This is a genomic window from Rhodopseudomonas palustris, from assembly GCF_034479375.1.
Taxonomy (GTDB): domain Bacteria; phylum Pseudomonadota; class Alphaproteobacteria; order Rhizobiales; family Xanthobacteraceae; genus Rhodopseudomonas; species Rhodopseudomonas palustris_M.
Genome location: NZ_CP140155.1, coordinates 234,591 through 256,346, shown reverse-complemented (window position 1 = coordinate 256,346; position 21,756 = coordinate 234,591). Strand labels below are relative to the sequence as shown.

The following is a 21,756-nucleotide window of genomic DNA, read 5'->3' as shown; positions in this document are numbered from 1 at the left end:
CCAACGCAACAATGGCGGCATGAGTTCGACGACCTCGACTCGCAAGCAATGAGCCGCGTGGCGGCACACATGACGCTTACATAGGGGACCGCGGTGAGGAAACGCAAAAGCAAAACAATGCCCCCGGGCTGGAAGTGCGGGTCGGAGAATAGAATCGTTCAACGCATGAACTGATTTGGTTGTGCGCCCTGCTAATCGCACCCCCGCAGCACGGGTTGTTATTGTAATGCCTCGAAGCTTACGCGCGGATGATGGTGGATGACCCGAAAGCTAACGTGGAGATGGTGGTGGACGACATTGTGAGACGATAAGGACCTTACTCACAGATCGAGAGTCGGGGGAGGTAGCTGATGATTGAAAGAACATTCACGTGGGAATCCGGGAGACGCAGATTTCTCGCGTCGACGTGCTGCGGATTGAGCGTCGCGCTGGCCTGCGTGATCACGGCCGGATCGAGCGTCGACACTCGGGCTCAAAGCGCGGACACGTCATCGGAGCGCGGCCGCCACGTCTTGCCGGAGGTGCGCGTCGAAGCGGCGAGTTCATCGCGGCCGCAGCGTGCGTCACGTTCGAACACGGGTCAGGCGACGCGGCGAACGTCGGCACGTGCTCCCAAGCCGGAACAGACTCCCCAGGCCGCGGCGGTCCGCTCCGACACGAGCAACGACAATTCTCTCAAGCCGATGGGCGGCAAGCTGCCGGAGCCCGGCATTCCGCATCCGGCGCAGCAGAGCATCACGGTCGTCGATCGCGCTCAGATCGAGCAGACCAGCCCGACCAGCCTGCTCGACATCCTCCAGAACGTTCCCGGCGTGTCGATCGCCCGCGCCGGCGGCATCGGCGGTCAGATCTATCTGCGCGGCTTCTCGTCCAACAATTGGCGCTCGCCGATGTACATCGACGGCGACCGCTTCCGCGGCCGCAACACGTTGCAGCTCAATTACTTCGCGCCCGAGGAGATCGAGCGCGTCGAGGTGATTCGCGGACCCGGCTCGGTCGTCTACGGATCGGAGGCGATGACCGGCCTGGTCAACGTCGTCACGCGGCGACCGGAGGTCGATCCGTTCGGGCCCTGGCGGATCGCGCACGGCGGCTTCTCGGCCGGCTACAGTTCGGTCGACAACGGTTTCAGCACCTATGAATGGGCGCAGGCCGCGGGCCTGGGCTTCGACGTGCTCGGCGGCGTCAGCTATCGCAAGGGCGGCAACTACCACACGCCGAGCGGCGCGGCGCTCAACAGCGACTACGAGAGCATCGGCGGCAATCTGCGGCTGGGCTGGTCGCCGACCTCCAACCAGCGTTTCGAACTGACGCTGCGCGACTATTGGGAAGAGGACGGCCGCGCCGGCGGCGTCGGCGGGGCCCCGGGCTGGCCTTACATGCAGGTCCGCCAGCAGCCGAACCAGGTGCACATGGCGAAATTGTCCTACGCCGGCGACTTCACCGATCAGTTGGTTCAGCACGTCGAAGGCTCGTTCTACGCCAACTATTTCGACACCAAGGTCGCGACCGTGAACACCGCCACCGCAGGGGTCGTCACCAGTTCGGTCAGTCACGTCGGCGGCCCCCTGGTGATCGGCGGCCGGGCCCAGGGTGTGATCCCGTGGGAGCCGGCGCCGTGGGGGCTCGTGAAGACGACGTTCGGGATCGACGGCTTCCAGGAATGGCGCCCAGGCAGCACGTCGTGGTCGGTGCGGCAAACGGCTACGACCACGACGATCTCGCCCGAAACGCAGACCGCGCCGGACAACACCCAGGCCAATGTCGGCGCCTTCATGCTGCACGAGTGGACACCGCTCAAGCTGCTGACGCTGTCGGCCGGCGGCCGGTACGACTGGTTCAACACGACGTCCGAGCTATCTCCTGTCAGCTCCGCGAACGCGCTCGCGGTGCTTCGACGGAACGCGGACGTCACCGCCACCGCGCCGACCGGCAGCTTCGGCGCCACCGTCCACGTGACGCCGATTCTCGACCTGCTCGCCTCGGTCGGCACCTCGTATCGCTATCCGACCAATTCCGAGCTGTTCGCCTTCTCGGCCACCACGATTCCGAATCCGGAACTGAAGCCGGAGACCGGCCTCACCTACGAGGGCGGCTTCCAGCTCAACTTCCCGACCGCCACCGTCAAGGTGACGGCGTTCGACAGCCACTACGCGAACTTCCTGCAGACGGTGTTCGTCAAATACAACGGCTCCTCGATGACCCAGCGGCAGAACGTCGGCCACGCCACGGTGAACGGCGTCGAGGCCGAGTGGCGCTGGCAGGCGACGCAGTCGTTCAACCTGTACGGCAACGCCGCCTGGCTGCAGGCGACCAACACCGACACAGGCGCGCCGCTGCCGTTCATCGCGCCGTGGAAGGGACGTGTCGGGGTGCAATACGCGCCGCTCGGCTCCGGCTACTCGCTGGGCGCGGCGGTCGACTGGGCCGGAGCAAAGACCCGCATCAGCCCCACCGAGGAGTTCCCGACCGGCGGCTATGCGGTCCCGAGCATCTACGCGTCGTTCGATCTCGGCGTGCTGATCTCGCGCCGCCTCGGCGACACCAAGGTGCATCTCAGCCTGCAGAACATCTTCGACACCTCCTATGTGAGCGCGGCGACCTACGTGAACAGGTCCTACGCCCAGTCGATGTACAATCCGCTGCTGGAGCCCGGCCGCAATTTCACCGCCCGGCTCACGCACACATTCTGACAGCGCGAACGCGTCCGGCCCGCCGCGCGGGCCGGACGCGTTCGCGGACGGTAGATCGGTCTGTTTCTGAACTATTCACAAGCAGCGCAGGAAGGTTGCGCGCAACTCGCCTTCCCTCAATGCGCGATCAGCGTCGGGATCGTCACTGTGCTCAGCAGCGACCGCGTCACGCCGCCGAACAACAATTCGCGTTTCGGCGAGTGGCTGTAGGCGCCGAGCACCATCAGGTCGGACTGATCGTCGGCGGCGAAGCGGCGGATCACCTCCGCGACCGGCGTCCCCTTGGAGTGCAATTGTTCGACGCGCACCTTCACACCGTGACGGCTGAGAAAATGCGCAATGCCGGCGCCGGGTTCGTGGCCATGCAGCGGGTTCTTCTCGGCATCGACGACGACGACGGCCACCGACGCCGCAGCTCGCAGGATCGGCAGCGAATCGGTGATCGCGCGCCGGGCTTCCCTGCTCGCATTCCAGGCCAACAGCACGTTGGTCGCGACCGGCCCGTCGCGCCAGCCCTCGGGGATGATGAGATGGGGAACCCCGGACGACAGCAGCATTTTTTCCGGCGACCATCCCGAGGGCAGCCCGCCCGGCGCAGGGTGGCCGACCAGAACGAGATCCGTATGCAGGCAATGCAACTGTGCCAGATTGCCGACTTCGTCGTCGCGGATGACGCGAAACTCGAACGAAGGCGAGTCGCGGCCCGCCAGCGCCTCGAAGCGCTGGCTTGCGTCGGACAGCGCCTTGCGTTCGGCGAGACCGTGTCGTTCAAGCATCTCCCGGATCGCGCCGCCGCCCTGGATGAAAGAACTGGAGCGGTCGTTCTGCCACGCATTCGGCATCACGAAAGCACCGATCAGATGCGCACCGTGCTGCACGGCCAGCCGCGCGGCATAGCGAAGCCGCGCCTCGCAGACAGCCGTCGGATCAACGAAGACGACCAGTGATTTGAGTGACATTCTGCTCGCCGTTGTTGGAGGCCGGTCGTCCAGCGACGCCCGAGCCGAGACTAGGCCTAACAGGTCGCGAGTGACTTGCTTCAAGTCAAGCGGTGCGCCGCCTGCATGCGGCGCCCTGACGCGGCGACGGACCGGGCGAGCTTCAGATCACGCCGACTTGCGGACCGCGTTGTCGACCAGCGTCTTGCCGAGCGACCAGATCGCGCCGGGGACCTTGTGGCTGGCGGCGATGGTCTCGTCGAAACCGCGCTCGATCCACTTGCAGTCGTCCTCGGTGATCGTCAGCGGCGGCAGCAGCTTGATGGTGTGCAGGCCGTGGCCCGCGACCTGGGTCAGGATCTTGTGATCCTTGAACAGCGGCACGGTGATGAGCTGACAGAACAGGCCCTTGTTGGCGGTCTCCAGCATGGTCCACGACGCCTTCAGCCGCAGCGATTTCGGCGGACCGAACTCGACGCCGATCATCAGCCCCTTGCCGCGGACTTCCTTGAGCATCTCGTAGCCCGGGACCATGCGGGTCAGCGCCAGCCGCAGCTCGGCGCCGCGCTTGGCGGCGGCCTCGATCAGCTTCTCGTGCTTCATCACGTCGAGCGTGGCGATGCCAGCGGCCATCGCCAGATCGTTCTTGGCGAAGGTCGAGCCGTGCACCACGGCGCGATCCATCCGGTTGAAGATCTTGTCGAAGATCGCCTTGCGCGTCAGCACCGCGCCGACCGGCACATGGCCGCCGCTCAATGCCTTCGATAGCAGCACCATGTCGGGCTCGACGTTCCAGTGCTCGACCGCGAGGAAGCGGCCTGTGCGGCCCATGCCGGTCTGGATTTCATCGGCGACCAACAGCGTGCCGTAGCGCTTGCACAGCGCCGCCGCGCCCGGCAGGAATTCGTCGGTGGGCATGTTGACGCCCTTGCCCTGGATCGGCTCGACGATGAAGGCCGCGATCTCGCGGGTCGACAGCACCTTCTCCAGCGCGGCGAGATCGTTGAACGGGATCGTGGTGACGCCGGGCAGCAGCGGCCCGAAGCCGCCCTGAAAATTCTGGTCGTCGGTCAGCGACAGCGCGCCGTAGGTCAGGCCGTGATAGCTGTGGTCGCAATTGACGATGCCGGTACGGCCGGTCGCCACGCGCGCGAACTTGATCGCCGCCTCGACGCACTCGGCACCCGAATTGGCGAAGAACACCTTGTCGAGATACGGCACCAGCTCCAGCAGGCGCTCGGCGAGGACGCCGGCCAGCGTCGAGACGTCGAGCTGCACCAGATTGGGCAGCTCGCTGTCGAGCACGCTCTTCAGCGCGTCGCGCAGCACCGGATGATTGCGGCCGAGTGCGAACACGCCGAAACCGCTGAGCAGGTCGAGATAGCGCGCACCATCACGATCGAACAGATACTGCCCGCTGCCCTTCTGGAACCCGACGTCGTAGCCGATCGTCTTGAGCACGCGCACGAGCTGCTCGTTGAGATGGCGCGTATGCATTGCACTGCGCTGCGACTCGCGGTCGGCGAACAGCTCGGCGACTTCAATCTGAGGGTATGGCATCGGCTACTTACGTCGGTTGTTGAGTGCATCGTCAACCCAAAACGCGGGTTGCGTCGCTTTGACCCGTACGTCCCGGCAAGGGCATACAGCCCCCGCGCGAAACCTGTGGCAGTGCCGAGATGAACGCCGGCCCAACGCCCTGCCCGCAAGCGGTATAGTCCGATCCGCCATCCGGGCGCCAGTCCCGCCTCGGCAGGGCAGAATCCCGAACTCAGGCGGGATTCGTCGCCAAGGTCGGCAGACCCGCCCCTCTCGGGGCGGCGCAGCGCCTCGCCGCTCAGAGGTCTGTATCGCCGGTCTCGTCGACATGCCGCGGCTTGCCCATCAGCGCGGGCTGGAACAGCAGCACCGCGCCCAGCGTCGTCAGCAGCGACAGCGCCAGCAGCTTGCCCATGCTGGCGGTGCCGGGGTGGCTCGATAGCCACAGGCTGCCGAACGCGGTTGCGGTCGTCAGCGCGCTGAAGAAGATCGCCCGCGTCAGCGCCGATTGCAGCAGATTGGTGCGACCCGCCCGCCAGGCAACCACATAGTAGATCTTGAATGCGACGCCGATCCCGAGCAGCAGCGGCAGCGCGACGATATTGGCGAAATTGAGCGGCAAGCCGATCAGCGCGCAGATTTCCAGCGTCACCGCGCCCGCGACCAGCAGCGGAACCAGCGTCAGCAGCACGTCCGAGATGCGCCGCAGCGCGAGCCACAGCAGCACCGAGATCGACAGCAACGCCCAAAGGCCGGCCTGGATGAAGGACGCAACGATGGTGTCGCCGGACTTCAGGATCGACACCGGCCCGCCGAGCGCAGTCGGCTCGGCCTGCAGCACCGCCGCCGCGAATTTGCGCAGCGTCTCGTTGTCGTTCGGATCGCCGGTCGGCAGCACTTCGACGCGGACCTGGCCGTCCTTGGTCTTCCACGACGACACGATGTCCTGGGGCAGATTGTCCAGCGTCACCGGCTGCGCCTGCAGCAGGCTGCGGAGCTGATTGAAGGCGAGCTTGAGCGGCGTCACGAACACCGCCTGCGCCCGGTCGCGGGTCGCCTCATCGGCGCCGGCGAGCGCGCCGAGCGCGGTGGCGAGCCGCCGGGCAGCCTCGGCGCCCGGTCCGGTGGCGTCGCCGGCGGTCCTGCGCAGCGCTTCCGCCGAACTGTTCAGCGACTCGATGTTCTCCTGATCGGTCGGCGGAGCATCGACCTGTTCCGGATTCAGCGCCGGCTCCAGCACCTTGGCGCCTGCCTCGATCAGCTTCAGCTTCGCCGGCTGGTCGTCGGGCACGAAGGTGTCGAGCGACAGCGTTCGGGACACCTCGGGCAGCTTCGCCAGCTTGGCCTGGATGTCCTTGGCGGCCTGTTCCGACGGGGCCAGCACATTGATGGCATTGGCGCCGGTGTTCGGATCCTTGCGCAGGTCGAGGAAGGTCGCGATCGACTCCACCTTCGGGCTGCGCAGATTGATCGGGTTGAAGTCGAAGTGCATGTAGTAGAGCAGCGGCAGACCGGCCAATGCGACGCCGATCGTGCCGGCGATGATGCCGACGCGGTGAACCTCCAGGAAGCGATCGACCGGCGCCAGAAACGCATAGCCCAGCGGCTCCTTCTCGCCGGGCGGATTGAGCAGCTTGATCAGCGCCGGCAGCACCGTGATGCTGGAGATGAAAGCGATCGCCATGCCGGCGCCGGCGATCTCGCCGAGCTCTGAGATTCCCTTGTAGGAGGTCGGCAGAAACGACAGGAAACCGGCGGTCGTCGACATCGCGGCCAGCGACAGCGGCACCGCAGAATACTCCGCCGCCTGCGCCAGCGCCTTGTCGAGGTCGTTGGTCTTGTGGCGCTCGGATCGATAGCGGACGCTGAATTGAATGCCGAAATCGACGCCGAGGCCGACGAACAGGACCGCGAAGGCGATCGACAGCAGATTGAGCGTGTCGACCAGCATCAATCCGACCGCGGTGGTGATCGCCAGACCGATGAAGAGATTGGCAGCGACGGCGAAGATGATCTTCGACGAGTGCAGCGCCAGCCACAGGATGAGCAGCACCACCACGACAGTGCCGATGCCGTTGACGACGGCGCCTTCCTTGACGGTGGAGAATTCCTCGTTGGCGATCGGCACCGGGCCGGTCAGCCGCACCCTGGCGCCGAACTGCTGCGCCAGGTTGAGTTCGGCGGCCGCTGCGCGGATCGCGTCAGTCGCGGCGCGCCCTGGCTCGAGTTCGGTGAAGTCGAGGATCGGCTTCACTTCGATGAAGGCACGCTTGTCGCCGTCGGTCAGCGGCTCGGGGCTGCTGAGACCGCGCCAGGAAAAGAAAGCCGCACGCTTGGCGAGGACGTCCTCGACGGTCTGGCCGATCGTATTGAACGGTGCGGCAGCACCATCGAGCGAGATCTGCCCCCGTTTCACGCCGAGCAGGCCGGTTTCGAGGGCCGCAGTGAGACCCCGAATGCTGGGATCGCCGGCCATGATCTCGATCAGCGGAACCGCCGACTGGAACTGGCCCGTCACCTTGGCGACCTCCTCGGTCGGCAGGAACAGCAGTCCGTTCCGGTCGAAGAATTCGCCCCCACCGAGCCGCTTGACCGAGTCGAAGTTCTTGTGATTGCTCGATAATTTTTCTGTCAGCGCGGCTGTCGCGGCGTTCGCGAATTCGGGCGTCGGGGCCTCGACCACCGCCAGGATCAATCTTTCCTGATCAAACGCCTTCTCGAAAGCGATATCGCGCTTCCGCCAATCGAGGTCGGACGAGATCAAATGATTGATATCGGTGTTGATCCCGAAGTTCTGGTAAGTATAGAAGCCGCTGGCGATCGCGAGAAATACGCCGATCAGCACAGTAAAAGACGCGAAACGGGTGCTGGCTTTCACAACGGAAACGATGGCACTTTTCAGCACATTTGCTCTTTCTATTGCGATCGGCTTGCCTAGAATGCGTCGGCTCCGCCGGGTATCGAGTCGATCGAACTGGTTTCTACCTTCCAGCGACCAAAGACTGCGAAATAACCCAAGAGGCCCGCGGGGTGTCGTGGCCGGAAGTAATCTCACTGGGCTGGATTGCCAAGGGCGTTTTGCACGCCGCCCATGGGAACTCTGCGACCCTTGCTCTTGCGGGTGTCCTCATACCAGCTAGATCATGGTACGGGAATTGCCCATAATGCGTCAGGAGACGGAACAATCATGAGTGTGGTGCCCTTTGTCTGACGTTCGCCCTCTCGAAGTCTTTCTTGCCCAGCCACGTGGTTTTTGTGCCGGCGTCGTCCGCGCGATCGAGATCGTCGAACGCGCGCTCGAGAAGTACGGCCCGCCGGTCTATGTTCGGCACGAAATCGTGCACAACAAATATGTGGTGGAGAGTCTGAAGGCGAAAGGCGCGATCTTCGTGGAGGAGCTCTCCGAGGTGCCGCCGAAGGCCGTGACCGTGTTCAGCGCGCACGGCGTCGCCCGCAGCATCGAGGAAGAGGCGGCCGCTCGCGGCCTGCCGGTGCTGAATGCGACCTGCCCGCTGGTCACCAAGGTGCACAACCAGGGCAAGCGCTACACCGCCAAGGGCCGCACCCTGATCCTGATCGGACACGCCGGCCATCCCGAGGTCGAGGGAACCATGGGCCAGGTGCCCGGCCCGGTGCTGCTGGTGCAGAATCTGGACGACGTCGCAGCGCTGACGCTGCCGTCGGACACCCCGGTCGCCTACATCACCCAGACCACGCTCAGCGTCGACGACACCAAGGACATCATCGCTGCGCTTTCGAAACGATTCTCGGATATCCAGGGTCCGGATACACGCGATATCTGCTATGCGACCCAGAACAGACAGTCTGCGGTGCGGGCCATGAGCAAGCTGGTCGATCTGATCCTGGTGGTCGGCGCCAACAACAGTTCCAACTCCAACCGGCTCCGGGAAATCGGCACCGAAGCCGGAATTCCGAGTTATCTGATCTCGGACGGCAGCGAACTCAACCCCGAATGGCTCGCAGGCAAGAAGGCCGTCGGCATCACCGCCGGCGCGTCCGCCCCGGAAGTGCTGGTCGACGACGTGATCGAAGCGCTGCGCCGGATCGTCCCGGTCACCGTGTCGGTGCTGCCGGGCCGCGAGGAGAACATCGAGTTCGTTTTGCCGGCGGAGCTGGCCACGGCCTGACCAGGAAGATCCAGATCCGCATGTTGATGATTTGCACGAAAGAGAAGCACACGTAATGGCAATACCGTTTCACAAAGAGCTGGTGATCGGCGGCTATCTGCTCAAGCAGAAGCTGCTGGGCCGCAAGCGCTACCCGCTGGTGCTGATGCTGGAGCCGCTGTTCCGCTGCAACCTCGCCTGCGTCGGCTGCGGCAAGATCGACTATCCCGACGCCATCCTGGATCGCCGCATGAGTGCACAGGAATGCTGGGACGCGGCCGAAGAATGCGGCGCGCCGATGGTGGCGATCCCCGGCGGCGAGCCGCTGATCCATCGCGAGATCGGTGAGATCGTGCGTGGCCTGGTGGCGCGCAAGAAATTCGTGTCGCTGTGCACCAACGCGTTGCTGCTCGAGAAGAAGCTGCATCTGTTCGAGCCCTCGCCCTATCTGTTCTTCTCGGTGCATCTCGACGGCCTCAAGGAGCACCACGACAAGGCGGTGTCGCAGCCCGGCACGTTCGACCGCGCGCTGAAGGCGATCAAGGCGGCCAGGGCCAAGGGCTTCACCGTCAACGTCAATGCGACGATCTTCGACAACCATCCGGCCGAAGAGATCGCCAAATTCCTCGACCTCACCGCGGAGCTGGGCGTCGGCGTCTCGATGTCACCGGGCTACGCCTACGAGCGGGCGCCGGATCAGGAACACTTCCTGAACCGCACCAACACCAAGAACCTGTTTCGCAAGGTGTTCGAACTCGGCAAGGGCAAGAAGTGGAACTTCATGCATTCCGGCCTGTTCCTGGACTTCCTGGCCGGCAACCAGTCGTTCGAATGCACCCCCTGGGGCATGCCCGCGCGCAACATCTTCGGCTGGCAGAAGCCCTGCTATCTGCTCGGTGAAGGCTATACCAAGACCTTCAAGGAGCTGATGGAGACCACCGACTGGGATTCCTACGGCACCGGGAAATACGAGAAGTGCGCCGACTGCATGGCGCATTGCGGCTACGAGCCGACCGCCGCGACGGCGTCGCTCAACAATCCGCTGAAGGCGGCGTGGGTCGCGCTGCGCGGGATCCGGACCTCGGGGCCGATGGCGCCCGAGATCGATCTGTCGAACCAGCGTCCGGCTCAGTACATCTTCACCGAGCAGGTCCAGAAGACGTTGTCAGAGATCCGCCGCGACGAGGCCGCAGCGGCCGCCGCCAAGCATCAGCCGCAACCGCAGGCCTCCACCGCGGCCTGAGCTGCAGTCATCGGTTCACTCAAGAAGAAACGCGGCCATCGAGCCGCGTTTTTTGTCGGCAATTGATGATCTGAATTTATCGAAAATTCGTTTCGCGAATGGCGAACGTTCTTTCGAGACGCGGCACCGCAGAGATGCGACCCGCAGGCCGACACCGTTCTGTCACTGCGCCGTTGGTGGAGCGGGTTGGCCCTTCGCCATCGCGACGGCAACTTCCTTGGTGGCTTCGAGCGTAGCCTGAACGTCGGGCCGCACACCGATCCCGCCCCAATTGCCGTGCGTAACCGGGTTTTCCGCCCTTCCAGTCGGCACGACCACGAACAGATCGGAACCAAGGTCTTTCAGACCGCCCGGGTTTGCTCCGCCGCGGGTTCTTTCGCCGATGACAGTCGCGCAATGGAGCGCTTGCGCATCGTAGGCAAATTCCTCTCCCGCCGAATAGGTCTTCGGCCCAACCAGGACATAGACGGGCTTGCCGATATAGTTCACCGGAGTCGGAGAACTCCAGAACGATTCCGTTCTGAACGTCGACATCCCCCGATTTCGCCAGATCAGATCGTTGATATGAACACGCTTGGCCGGGTCGAGCAGGAAACTGATCAGGTAGGCCACGGATGCCGGATGTCCGCCGCCATTGTCCCGCATATCGATGATGAGCGCCGCAGTATCAACCAAACCGCGCATGGCTTCGTCAGCAGCGGGCCTGAAAATCTCGGGCGGAACAAACCGCGCCAAGTGAATGTATCCGACATTTCCCTCCAGCCGCTTCACTTCGAAACCGGCATCCTGCGGCGCGGCAGGCGGAGGCTGACTGCCGAACGGCGAGCCAAAGATCACCCGCATATGGGTATCCTTGGTGATCGCGCGGAGTTGTTCGGTCAGTTGCTGCGCGAACGTCGCTGGATCGGTGACGCCAGCATAGACGTCGTCTCTCAATGCCTTCTCCACGGCATCCGCCGCCTGCACTCCCAAATGGGGGAAAACATAGCCTTCCCGCAATTCGAGCGCGATGCCGCCGATCACCTTACTTACGGTTGTCCGATCCAATGACGAGTGCTTGGCGCTAACGGAAACCAGCTCGGCATTTGCGGTGGATGCCACCGTGACGATCGCGGCAATGGTCGCGACGCACGAAATGAGGAAGGACGACCGCGGAGACAGCATCTGGATCTTTCTGCTGTTCACAAACTCACCGCAGTGAGCGCCCGTTCCGGGGCCAATTTATGACGCCGTTATCGGCATTGGGCCATACCCGACCCTCACAATTCGAAAAGCACCGATGAGCCGCAGTCAGCCAATGCCGCACACGCGTCTCGCCAAACGGCCTTTCAAGATCTGCAATCCGAGGCGATCGAGGGGGATCCCGTGTCGGCGACAATCGATCACCGAACCGCGAGGCCAAGCCGCGCCTTACACCCGACCGAAGTCGCTGGCGCGGTCCGGCCTTGGATCTGACAAAGCTGCGGCCTGCTCAGTGGACTTCCTGATCAGGTCCAGAAGACGCTGTCAGAGATCCGCCGCGACGAGGCCGCCGCTGCTGCTGCCGCCGCCGCCGCCAATCACGGCGTCAAGCACGAAGCTGCGGCAGCCGCGCAGGCTGCGGAGCGCCCGATTGAAGTCGATTCCGGTCGAGACCAGCGACCGGATCGACGTCGGGTGACGCGCCAGCCCACTCAGAACCTTGCGCAGGTCGATATCGCCGTTCGGCTTGATCGCGGTGGACACCATCTGCGGCAGGCTGCGGCTGGCCGGATCGCTGATCACGCGCAACGCGGCGAACGGCAGCCTGGCCGCTTCGGCGTAATCGGCGGCGATGTGGCTTTCCATGTCGACTGCGGCCGCGCCAGTCTCCAGGTGCAGCAGGGCCTTGGCGGCACGCGCCGCCACGACCTGCTCCGCCCCGACCAGACCGCCGCGCACCACGCGCTGGCGTCCAAGTCCGGCGCTTCGCAATAATTCGTCGCTCAAGGAAACTTCCGAGGCCCAGCGACGTTCACCCGCCACAACCTGGGTCGCGATCACGACATCACCGGCTTTCAGCGACGGATCGAGCCCGCCGGCGACGCCGAAGCTGATGACGCCGCGGATCGACGACGCATCGAAGCTCGCCATCATCCGGCGCAACTGCTTCGGATCGCTACTGCTGCAGATGACCGTGAGACCCGGCCCTTCAGCGATTTTCGCTTCCTGGATCAGCCCCGTCACAATCAGAACCGGTCGCGGATCTCGCTCCGCGGCCGCGTCGCCCCTAGCCCCCAGAATCACATTCCGACCCCTACGACCTTGCTGTTCGTGGCTCTCAAATTCCGGTACCGCGCCATCGCCCAGAGCGGAAAGAACTTTGAGTAGCCATGATATCGCAGATAAAACACCCGCGGAAAGCCTGTAGCGGTGTAGCGCTGCTCGTCCCACACGCCTTTTTCGGTCTGTGTGGTTTTTAGGTACTCAACCCCGCGCACCACCGCCGGATGATCGACTTCCCCGGCAGCCATCAATGCTAGCAAAGCCCATGCCGTTTGCGACGCCGTGGACGATGCACTTTCGTAGCCCCTGTAGTCGAGCCGATAGCTGACCGCGTCCTCGCCCCAGCCGCCGTCGGCGTTCTGAACCGACGCCAGCCAGTCGACCGCCTTGCGCATCGCCGGATCCTGATGGTCGACGCCGGCGGCATTCAGCGCGCACAGCACCGACCATGTTCCGTAGATGTAGTTCATGCCCCAGCGGCCGTACCACGAGCCTTCGGCGAGCTGGGTCTTGCGCAGATAGGCGACGCCTCGCGCCAGCGCCGGGCTGGTCTCCGGGGTCTCGCCGAGCTGCGCCAGCATCGAGACGCAGCGGGCGGTCACGTCCTCGGTCGGCGGGTCGAGCATCGCGCCGTGGTCCGAGAACGGGATATTGTTCAAATAATACTCGGTGTTGTTCACATCGAAGGCAGCCCAGCCGCCATCGTCGCTCTGCATCCCCTCGATCCACTCGCGGCCACGCGCGATCGCATTGTCGTAGGCGGCACTCGGCTGGTCGCGGCGGGCGCGGTCGAGCGCCATCACCACCACCGCGGTGTCGTCCAGATCGGGGTAATGCGCGTTGTTGTACTGGAACGCCCAGCCACCGGGCCGGACATTGGGGGCCTTCACCGCCCAGTCGCCCCTGAGGTCGAGCACCTGCTTCGGCACCAGCCAGTCGAGCCCGCCCCGCATCGGCCCGACCGCATCGGCGCCACCTGACTCCAGCAGCGCATGGCAGGTCAGCGCGGTGTCCCAGATCGGCGACACGCAGGGCTGGCAGTAGGCCTCGTCGTCGTGGATCACCAGCAGCAGTTCGATTCCGCGCCGGGTGATGGCACGCGGCGGATGGTCCTCGCCATAGCCGAGCACCTTGTACATCATCACGGTGTTGGCCATCGGCGGATAGATCGCGCCGAGCCCATCCTCGCCGTTCAGCCGCTCCTCGACCCAGGCGACGGCGCGACCGATGGCGTAATTGCGCAGCTTCTTCGGGATCAGCGGCTCGATCACCCGCAGCACCGCGTCGATCGAGCCGAACAGCGTGAACAGCCCCCAGCTCTGATGCGGCGCCTTGGCCGGCATGCCGATCGATTGCGGGTCCTGCAGGAACAGTTCATCGAGCCCGATATCGAGTTTGTTGACGGCGCGCGGCTTCACCGCCGCCAGCACCATCAGCGGCACGATCGTGGCGCGCGCCCAGTACGAGATCTTGTTGAGGTGGAACGGCGCCCACATCGGCAGCAGCATGATCTCGACCGGCAGGACCGGCACGCTGCGCCAGGTCAGGATGCCGAACATCGACAGCAGAAACCGCGTGAACACGTTGACGTGGATGGCGCCGCCGCGCGACAGGATCGCTTCGCGCGCCCGCGCCATATGCGGCGCGTCGATGCTGTCGCCGATCATCTTCAGGGCGAAATAGGCCTTCACCGTCGCGCTGATGTCGAACTCGCCGTCGTGCACCAGCGGCCAGCCGCCATGCGCGCCCTGGGTCCGCCGCAGATAGACGGCGATCTTGCCCTCCAGCACGGCGTCGACCGGCTCGCCGAGATAGTGCCGCAGCAGAACGTATTCGGCCGGAATGGTACAATCGGCCTCGAGCTCGAATACCCAATGGCCGTCATCGCGCCGATAGCCGAGAAGCGCGGCGCGCGCCGCATCGATCGAGGCGTCGAGCGTCCTGCCGCGCTCCGCACCCGGATTGGTATTGCCGAAATTCATTGACTTGCTAGTCTCCGTGCTTGTCGGCCGGCGCTCGCGCTCAGGCCTGACCCAGCGCCAGCACCAGGTCTGCGGCCCGGTTCCCGGACCGCACCGACCCCTCGATGGTGGCCGGCAACCCCGTATCAGTCCAATCGCCTGCGAGGAATAGGTTTTTCCACTGGGTGACCGGCCCCGGACGCAGGGCATTCTGCGCCGGTGTAGCCTCGAAGGTGGCCCGACGCTCGCGGACAATTTGCCACGGCGGGAGATTCGCCGTGATTCCAGCCACCTGACAGATTTCGGCCCAGATCGAGGCGGCGAGCTGGTCGCGCGGGGCGTCGACCAGCCGGTCGGCATTGCTGATGGTCACCGACAGCCGGTTCGGGAAGGCGAACAGCCATTCCACAACCCCGCCGATCACCCCGGTCAGCGCCGGCATCCCGGCCGGCGGCGCGTAATTGAAGTGGGCGTTGACGATCGCCCTGTAGGCCTGCGGGGTCTTCAGCCCCGGCAGCAGCGAGGCCGCTGGCCGAGGCGGCACCGCCAGCACCACCGCATCGTCCGGGCCGACCGCGACCACGTCCTCGCCGCCGAAATCCAGGCCGCCGACGCGGTCGCCGGACGGCGCCAAGGCCCGCAATTCGTGGCCGAACTGCACGCCCGGGCCACCGCGCTTCAGCAGTTCGACCGCCGGCTCGACCAGCACCGCGCTGAGGCCGTCGCGGGCGATCAGCGGACGGCAGGCATGGCCGCCGGCCAGCAGCGTCTCGCGCACGATCGCGCCCGCAAGCCCGGCCGATCCCTCGGGCGGGTCGACGTTGAGCGCCGCGAGCAGCAGCGGCTGCACCAGCCGGTCGTACAGCGGACCGCGGCACGGGATGGTGTCGCCGATCAGCTTGGTGGTCGGCGCCCACAGCAGCGGCGCCAGTCCGAGATAATCCCCGATCGAGGTGTCGGGCACGCGGCGACTGGCATCAAACAGCCACATCGGCAGCCGGCCGCTGCCGAGGTCGAGCTTCCAACGCGCATTCGATCTCACATCCATGAAATCGAACTCGGCGCGCTCCGGCCCGACCAGCCCGGCCTCGGTGCCGATCGACCGCGCATAGTCGCACGCGGCGTGGTTGCCCGACAGCAGCAGATGATTGCCATTGTCGATCACGAGATTGGTCTGCGCATCGAAATAGGAGCGGCAGCGGCCGCCGGCCTGCTGCATCGCTTCGTGGACGTGGACGGTCAGCCCCTCGCGCGCGAGCTTCGTGGCGGCCGCGAGACCGGAGATTCCAGCACCGATGACGTGAACAGTTTTGGGCATCAGACGATCGCGTATTGCAGCAGGATGGCGATCTTCGACGCCTTGCCGAGCTTGACCGGCGCGCGCGGCGGCGCGAAGCCCCGCGCGATCAGGAGTTGAAGGATCGAAAAATAGTACTTGCCCATGATCCGCGGCGCCTTGACCACCCGGCGCGGATTGCGGCTCATCACCACATCGGCGGCGTCGAAGTGCTTGAGCGCGCGCGCCACCAGCGGCGCGCAGACGTTCGGCACCGCCGGATCCGCGGCGACGGTCGTCGGATCGACGCTGGTGATGCCGGCGGCGAGCAGACCTTCGCGCGGCAGATACAGCCGGCCGAGGCCGGCATCCTCGTCGATGTCGCGCAGGATGTTGGTGAGTTGCAGCGCGCGGCCGAGATGGTGCGCCAGCAGGATGCCGTCCTGCTCGGGCAGCCCGAAGATCCGTACCGACAGCCGCCCGACCGCGCTGGCGACGCGATCGCAATACAGATCGAGCGTGGCGTCGGCCGGCGCGCGAATGTCGGCCGCGACGTCCATTTCCATGCCGTCGATGATCGCGAGAAAGTCCTCGCGCTTCAGGCCGAAGGCCCGGACCGAGCCCTGATAGTCCGCGAGCCGCGGCGGCGGGGCGCCGCGATACAGCGCGTCGATATCGTCGCGCCAGCGCTGCAGACCGGCCGCCCGCACGTCGCGCGGTTCGTCGGAATCGGCGATGTCGTCGACGTAGCGGCAGAAGCTGTAGACCTGGAACATCGCCTCGCGCTGCGGGCGCGGCAGGATGCGCATCGCGGCGTAGAACGAGCTGCCGACCGCGACGCCCTGGTGCTCGGCGGGTTCCGACGTGGCTTGCATGGTCATGCGCGCGGCGCCGGGTTCGAGACCGGCCCCTTTCCAAAGGTGCGACGGGCGATCTCCGATCCGACCGCGCCGATCGTGGAGAACAGGAATTCGATCGGCTTCGGGTGCACGCGTTCGCTGAGCGGATCGCGCAGCTTGAGCATTTCCACGATGCGATCGGCGAACGCCTGGATCACCGAGACTTCCAGGCCGAGCCGGAAATCCTTGATCTCGGCGGCGAGCGGCCGGCCTTCGCCGAGCAGCACGTCGGTGCGTTCGGCGAGCCCCTGCAGGCAGCGCAGCAGCGCCGGCGAGGATTTCAGATGGCCCAGTTCCTCGACCTTGGCGCCTGCCACATCCAGCGCGTCGCGCGGCAGGTAGACGCGATTGAGGTTCCGATAATCCTTGCCGCAATCCTGCAGGTGATTGTTGATCTGCAGCCCGGCGCACAACGCGTCCGACGCCGGCCAGGTCGAGGTGCTCTCGCCATGGACGTCGAGCATGAAGCGACCGACAGGCATCGCCGAATAGCGGCAATAATGGATCACCTCGTCCCAATCCTCGTAGCGCAGCTTGGTGACGTCCATCCGGAACGCGATCAGCACATCGAGCGCATGACGCGGCGGCATCCCCCGCTCGGCCAGCGCACGCCGCAGTTCGACCGCCTCCGGCTGGGTCGCGCCGCGGCCGAGCAGTTCGGCCTCGAGCAGATCGAGGTAATTCAGCTTGGTGGCGGCATCGAGCATCGCATGATCGGCGATGTCGTCGGCGGTGCGGACGAAATTGTAGAACGCCAGAATCAGCTCGCGATGCCGCGGATGGATGATCCACGACGCGACCGGAAAATTCTCGTCCCGGTGGGTCTTGCCGGATCGCAGTTCACTCGCAGACGTCATCGGCACCGGCCAACGCTTGTTTCGGACATGGAAGTTTCCGACTGATTTCAGGCACGGAAACGTCGCGAACGGACCTGCCCGGCATCCCGGGCAGGTCCGTTCGCGACGCCATATAAGGGAAAACCGCCGGTTAAACCAACGGTATTGACGCCGATTGTCCAGAGCCGCCACGGCCCAGGGTCACGGCATCACCGGCGAGGCGGATGTTCGGACACCCTCCCCGGCCGGCGCCGGCGATCATTGGCCGTGATTGACCAGCACCTGGTTGCAGGCGCGGCTGATCTTCGGCCGATTCTCCTTCAGGCAGGCCAGGATGGCGAAATCGCCCTGATCCATCAGCTTGCGACAGTGACGCGACACGTCGCGTGAGCAGGCGGCCTGCTCTTCTGCCGTGCCGCTGCGCTGTTGCTGCTGTTGGGCATCGGCGCCGGTCGACATCGAGACGAGCAGCAGCGTGAGCGCAACCAAAGTCTTCTGCATTTTCTTCCTTCGAGATGCTGGGGAATTCGATATCGTTCGTCGATCAACGTCAAAGCGACGCCCGGACCGGCCGTCAAGCCTCGATCGACACGAATGTGCAAGCCGCCATCTGGCCGCGCAAATGCGGCCAAATTCGCGCCAATACTGCGACAGTTGCGACGATGTTTCAAATATCGCGAAACCATGTCGCATTTCTTGGCGCAACGTTGCGCATTTGCGACAATTGAGCGAGATTCCGCGGCGTTACGCGAAGTGTCCGGCGGGCCACAACCGCCCTCCCCGATCGCGTCCGGGTTTGCGGGGAACAAACCGCAATACTATTTGATTTGAACCTGTCGTTGCGCAACGACACTAACAGGCTGATGCGGCGAAGCGTCGTTTCGGCAAGAATTTTCAGGGGTCAACAAGAATGAAACTGCTTCGGTCATCATCTTCGCTTCGTGCCTCGAAGGCGGCCGCCGTCGCGGCGGCGATGCTGCTGTCGACCTCGGCCAGCTACGCCGATGGGCCGTTCGCCGGATTCGAAGGTGCGTGGTCGGGCACCGGCACGGTTGCTCTGTCCGATGGCTCGAAGGAGCGGATTCGCTGCAAGGCGACCTACAAGGTCGGCGGCGGCGGCAAGCAGCTCGCGCAGACGCTGCGCTGCGCCAGCGACAGCTACAAGTTCGATCTGACCGCCGACGTCGCCAGCAACGGCGACCGGATCTCCGGCAATTGGAGCGAGGCCAGCCGCAACATCAACGGCAATCTGCAGGGCAAGGCCGGCGGCGGCAATATCGAAGTGTTCGTCGAGGCCGCAGGCTTCGCCGCGAGCATCTCGCTGACCACCCGTGGCAACAAGCAATCGGTCGCGATCAGCTCCAAGGGCGACATCCGCGGCGTCAACATCAGCATGACGCGCGGCTGATCTCTCTCACCTGACAATATCGAAAAACCCCTCGGACCGGCAGGTCCGAGGGGTTTTGGTTTGAGAGGCGTCGAACGGCCTCGAACTTACACCACCGGCCCCGGCTTGCCGCCGCCGCGCAGCCGCTCGGCCATGCTGATCAGCCACATCGCGGTCGGCCGCAGGATGAAGAGGTCGGCGATCAGCGCCGCCACCATCGCGAACGCGCTGAGCCAGCCGAACAACCGCAGCGACGGCAGATCCGAGAACACCGTGACGCCGAGGCCGCAGGCCAGCACCACGGTGGTCAGGATCAGCGCCGGCCCGACCAGCACGGTGGCGCGCTCGACCGCGACCGCGGCGCTGGTGCCCGGCGAGCTCTCCAGCCGCAGCCGGTTGAGAAAGTGGATCGTCGCACTGAGTCCGAGACCGAACGACACGATCAGCGCGACCGCACTGGCGAACTGCAGCCCCTCGCCGATCGCCCACAGCAGCGTGCCCGACAGCACCACCGGAAAGATCCCCGGCAGGATGCAGGCTAGCATGACCACCACCGAACGGAACGCCAGTCCAATGAACATCGCCACCAACACGAACTCGATAGTCAGGGCGTGGTTGAGCTTGGAGATCATGTCCGCGCTGTTGCGCGCCGCGATCGCCGACAGGCCGGTGACCGCGACCTCGTAGCCCGGGTGCTTCTGCCGCACGGCGTCGAGCGCCTTGTCGAGCTTCTGCACCACCGGCAGGATTTCGCTGGAATCCAGATCCGGCACGCGGCCGGACACGACCACCGCGGTCTGGTCGGCCGAGATGAACCGCCGCACCAGATGCTCTGGGATGACGTCGACATATTCCTTGAGCGTCGCGACATCGTCGGTGTGCGCCTTCTCGGCGAGCCATCGACGCAGCGTCTCCAGCGACCAGACGTTGCCGACGCCGGCCTGCTTCTCGACCATGGCGTGGACATCGGCGATGGTCTGCAGCGTCTGCGGCGAATACAGCGTCTGGCCCTTGGGGAATTCGATCAGCACGTCGATCGGATTGGCGCCGGTCAGCTTGGCGTCGAGCCGGTCGCTGGCCTGCACCGCCTGCTGCTTGTCGGGCACCTGATCGGCCAGGCGATAGCGCGGCTCGAGATTGGCGTAGATCACGCCGAGGCCGCCGACCAGCAGCAGCGCGAGCAGGCTGAACAGCCCGGGCCGGCCGACCATCCGCACCGCGATGAAGGCACAGAACCGGCGCAGCGCGTTGACGCCGAGATCGGCGCTCTGGAACTTGGCGGCGAACGCCTGTTCGTTGCGCACCAGCAGGACGCCGAACACCGGCACCAGCGACAGCACCGCGATCAGCGCGATCACGGTGGCGACGAGGCCCGCCTCGCCGAACGCGCGGATCAGATCGGAATCGGAGAACTGCAGCGCGATGAAGGAAATGCCGGCGGTGGCGTGGGTCAGCACGCAGGCCGGACCGACCACCAGCACGGCGTTGCGGAACGCGGTGTATTTGTCCTCCCCGGCGATCAACCGGTCACGCGCGGCGAATGTGAGCTGCATCGAGTCGGCGAAACTGATCACCATGATCAGCGGCGTCATCACGTTCAGGAACATGTTGAGGCTGAAGCCGGTCCAGCCGAGCACGCCGAGCGACAGCAGAATCGCGAGCAGCGGCGGAAACGCCGCGACCACCATGAACGAGATCTTGCGGAAGAACAGGATCGCGATGATGCAGCCGGCGAGAATTCCGGCGATGTTGTAGATCAGGCCGTCGCGCTCGACCGCGTTGCGAATTTCGAGCTGCATCACCGGAACGCCGGACAATTGTCGCGACAGGCCGGTGCCTTCGAGATCTTCGGCCATCACCTTGCGGATCTCGGCGATCGTCGTCGACAGCTTGTTGTTGCCCACGACCTCCGGGTCGAGCGACAGCACGATCAGCGCCAGCGAGCCGTCCTCCGACAACAGCTTGCCGCGGATGATCTCGTTGCTCTTCACCGTTTCGATGAACTTGTCGTAGGCCTCGCCTTCCGGCAGATCGTTGGGAAACAGCGCGGCCGGCAGCTTGCCGGGCTCCGGCGCCTGCCGTGCCGAAAACAGCGAGATCAGCCCGCGGGTGCCGTCGACGAGTTGCAGGTCGGTGACCAGATCGCGCAGTTTCTCGAGATTGTCGCGCGCGAGCAGATTCTTGCCTTCGACGACCACCAGCACGTCGAATTCGGACGAGGGGAAGCGCTTGGTGACCTGCTCGTATTGATGGAATTCCTTGGTGTCGGACCGGAATAGCTGGCTCAGCGAATCGTCGATCTTGATGCGCTGGATGCCGAAGATCGCGCCGACGATCAGAGCCACGAGGATCACGCAGGACAGGATCGGCGCGCGCACCGCGATCAGCCCCATCCGCTCCAGCCCGAAGGCGATGCTGACCCTGCGCCGATTCAGTTCATCGACTTCGGCATCTTTGACGTTCTTATGCAGCATGCGCTGTTCCGTTCTGACGATCACTCAATAAAGCAAGATATCGGGCACGATTGCGACATCGCCGCGCTCGGGGAACGCTCCTCCAGGACGGCATGCGATGAAATCATCGTGTGATTTACAGGCCGCGGGGATCCGCGGC

The 21,756-nt window shown here is 64.8% G+C and carries 15 protein-coding genes; 4 read left to right on the top strand and 11 right to left on the bottom strand.

Features of this window, described 5'->3' with window-relative positions; all coding sequences use genetic code 11:
- Positions 1-683 precede the first annotated feature (683 nt).
- Positions 684-2,693, top strand: a complete 2,010-nt coding sequence (locus SR870_RS01165; RefSeq protein ID WP_322516226.1) for a TonB-dependent receptor — start codon at positions 684-686, stop codon at positions 2,691-2,693.
- A gap of 116 nt (positions 2,694-2,809) precedes the next feature.
- Here the strand turns inward: SR870_RS01165 and SR870_RS01160 are convergent, their stop codons facing one another.
- The 3 genes from SR870_RS01160 to SR870_RS01150 form a co-directional block, all read right to left on the bottom strand.
- Positions 2,810-3,652 (bottom strand): universal stress protein, encoded by an 843-nt coding sequence (locus tag SR870_RS01160; RefSeq protein WP_322516225.1) that lies wholly within the window; start codon positions 3,650-3,652, stop codon positions 2,810-2,812.
- A gap of 147 nt (positions 3,653-3,799) precedes the next feature.
- On the bottom strand, positions 3,800-5,191 hold the full coding sequence (hpnO, locus tag SR870_RS01155; RefSeq protein ID WP_322516224.1) for an aminobacteriohopanetriol synthase HpnO: 1,392 nt from the start codon (positions 5,189-5,191) through the stop codon (positions 3,800-3,802).
- 277 nt (positions 5,192-5,468) lie between these two features.
- Positions 5,469-8,075: an MMPL family transporter gene (locus SR870_RS01150; protein WP_322516223.1), complete on the bottom strand. Its 2,607-nt coding sequence runs from the start codon at positions 8,073-8,075 to the stop codon at positions 5,469-5,471.
- Between the two features lie 298 nt (positions 8,076-8,373).
- Here SR870_RS01150 and ispH point away from each other — a divergent pair, with 298 nt between their 5' ends.
- Complete coding sequence (ispH, locus tag SR870_RS01145; protein WP_322516222.1) at positions 8,374-9,318, top strand: 4-hydroxy-3-methylbut-2-enyl diphosphate reductase; 945 nt, start codon at positions 8,374-8,376, stop codon at positions 9,316-9,318.
- Positions 9,319-9,373: 55 nt separating this feature from the next.
- Positions 9,374-10,540 (top strand): adenosyl-hopene transferase HpnH, encoded by a 1,167-nt coding sequence (hpnH, locus tag SR870_RS01140; RefSeq protein ID WP_322516221.1) that lies wholly within the window; start codon positions 9,374-9,376, stop codon positions 10,538-10,540.
- A gap of 162 nt (positions 10,541-10,702) precedes the next feature.
- On the opposite strand, the gene SR870_RS01135 is transcribed toward hpnH, so the two are convergent.
- The 7 genes from SR870_RS01135 to SR870_RS01105 form a co-directional block, all read right to left on the bottom strand.
- Positions 10,703-11,725, bottom strand: coding sequence for a S41 family peptidase (locus tag SR870_RS01135; RefSeq protein WP_322516220.1), 1,023 nt, complete (start codon positions 11,723-11,725; stop codon positions 10,703-10,705).
- Between the two features lie 321 nt (positions 11,726-12,046).
- Entirely contained in the window at positions 12,047-12,805 is a 759-nt protein-coding gene (locus SR870_RS01130; protein WP_322516219.1) for a phosphorylase, read from the bottom strand.
- Positions 12,802-14,766, bottom strand: coding sequence for a squalene--hopene cyclase (gene shc, locus SR870_RS01125; protein WP_322516218.1), 1,965 nt, complete (start codon positions 14,764-14,766; stop codon positions 12,802-12,804). The genes SR870_RS01130 and shc overlap by 4 nt, the downstream gene beginning before the upstream one ends.
- 40 nt (positions 14,767-14,806) lie before the next feature.
- Positions 14,807-16,063: a hydroxysqualene dehydroxylase HpnE gene (gene hpnE, locus SR870_RS01120; protein WP_322516217.1), complete on the bottom strand. Its 1,257-nt coding sequence runs from the start codon at positions 16,061-16,063 to the stop codon at positions 14,807-14,809.
- Positions 16,063-16,902 carry a presqualene diphosphate synthase HpnD gene (gene hpnD, locus SR870_RS01115; protein WP_322516216.1) on the bottom strand — a complete coding sequence of 280 codons (840 nt, stop codon included), beginning with the start codon at positions 16,900-16,902 and terminating at the stop codon, positions 16,063-16,065. Before hpnD ends, hpnE begins: the two co-directional genes overlap by 1 nt.
- On the bottom strand, positions 16,899-17,777 hold the full coding sequence (gene hpnC / locus SR870_RS01110) for a squalene synthase HpnC (RefSeq protein ID WP_322518374.1): 879 nt from the start codon (positions 17,775-17,777) through the stop codon (positions 16,899-16,901). The genes hpnD and hpnC overlap by 4 nt, the downstream gene beginning before the upstream one ends.
- Positions 17,778-18,014: 237 nt before the next feature.
- Complete coding sequence (locus tag SR870_RS01105; RefSeq protein ID WP_322516215.1) at positions 18,015-18,257, bottom strand: hypothetical protein; 243 nt, start codon at positions 18,255-18,257, stop codon at positions 18,015-18,017.
- 409 nt (positions 18,258-18,666) lie between these two features.
- On the opposite strand from SR870_RS01105, the gene SR870_RS01100 reads away from it, so the two are divergent.
- On the top strand, positions 18,667-19,164 hold the full coding sequence (locus SR870_RS01100) for a hypothetical protein (RefSeq protein WP_322516214.1): 498 nt from the start codon (positions 18,667-18,669) through the stop codon (positions 19,162-19,164).
- 86 nt (positions 19,165-19,250) lie between these two features.
- Here the strand turns inward: SR870_RS01100 and SR870_RS01095 are convergent, their stop codons facing one another.
- On the bottom strand, positions 19,251-21,617 hold the full coding sequence (locus SR870_RS01095) for an efflux RND transporter permease subunit (RefSeq protein ID WP_322516213.1): 2,367 nt from the start codon (positions 21,615-21,617) through the stop codon (positions 19,251-19,253).
- Positions 21,618-21,756: the final 139 nt, after the last annotated feature.

Coding starts and splice junctions, on each gene's coding strand:
- SR870_RS01165 (WP_322516226.1), top strand. CDS start 684: ATGGGCGGCAAGCTGCCGGAGCCCGGCATTCCGCATCCGGCGCAGCAG.
- SR870_RS01160 (WP_322516225.1), bottom strand. CDS start 3,652: ATGTCACTCAAATCACTGGTCGTCTTCGTTGATCCGACGGCTGTCTGC.
- hpnO (WP_322516224.1), bottom strand. CDS start 5,191: ATGCCATACCCTCAGATTGAAGTCGCCGAGCTGTTCGCCGACCGCGAG.
- hpnH (WP_322516221.1), top strand. CDS start 9,374: ATGGCAATACCGTTTCACAAAGAGCTGGTGATCGGCGGCTATCTGCTC.
- shc (WP_322516218.1), bottom strand. CDS start 14,766: ATGAATTTCGGCAATACCAATCCGGGTGCGGAGCGCGGCAGGACGCTC.
- hpnE (WP_322516217.1), bottom strand. CDS start 16,063: ATGCCCAAAACTGTTCACGTCATCGGTGCTGGAATCTCCGGTCTCGCG.
- hpnD (WP_322516216.1), bottom strand. CDS start 16,902: ATGACCATGCAAGCCACGTCGGAACCCGCCGAGCACCAGGGCGTCGCG.
- hpnC (WP_322518374.1), bottom strand. CDS start 17,777: ATGACGTCTGCGAGTGAACTGCGATCCGGCAAGACCCACCGGGACGAG.
- SR870_RS01105 (WP_322516215.1), bottom strand. CDS start 18,257: ATGCAGAAGACTTTGGTTGCGCTCACGCTGCTGCTCGTCTCGATGTCG.
- SR870_RS01100 (WP_322516214.1), top strand. CDS start 18,667: ATGAAACTGCTTCGGTCATCATCTTCGCTTCGTGCCTCGAAGGCGGCC.
- SR870_RS01095 (WP_322516213.1), bottom strand. CDS start 21,617: ATGCTGCATAAGAACGTCAAAGATGCCGAAGTCGATGAACTGAATCGG.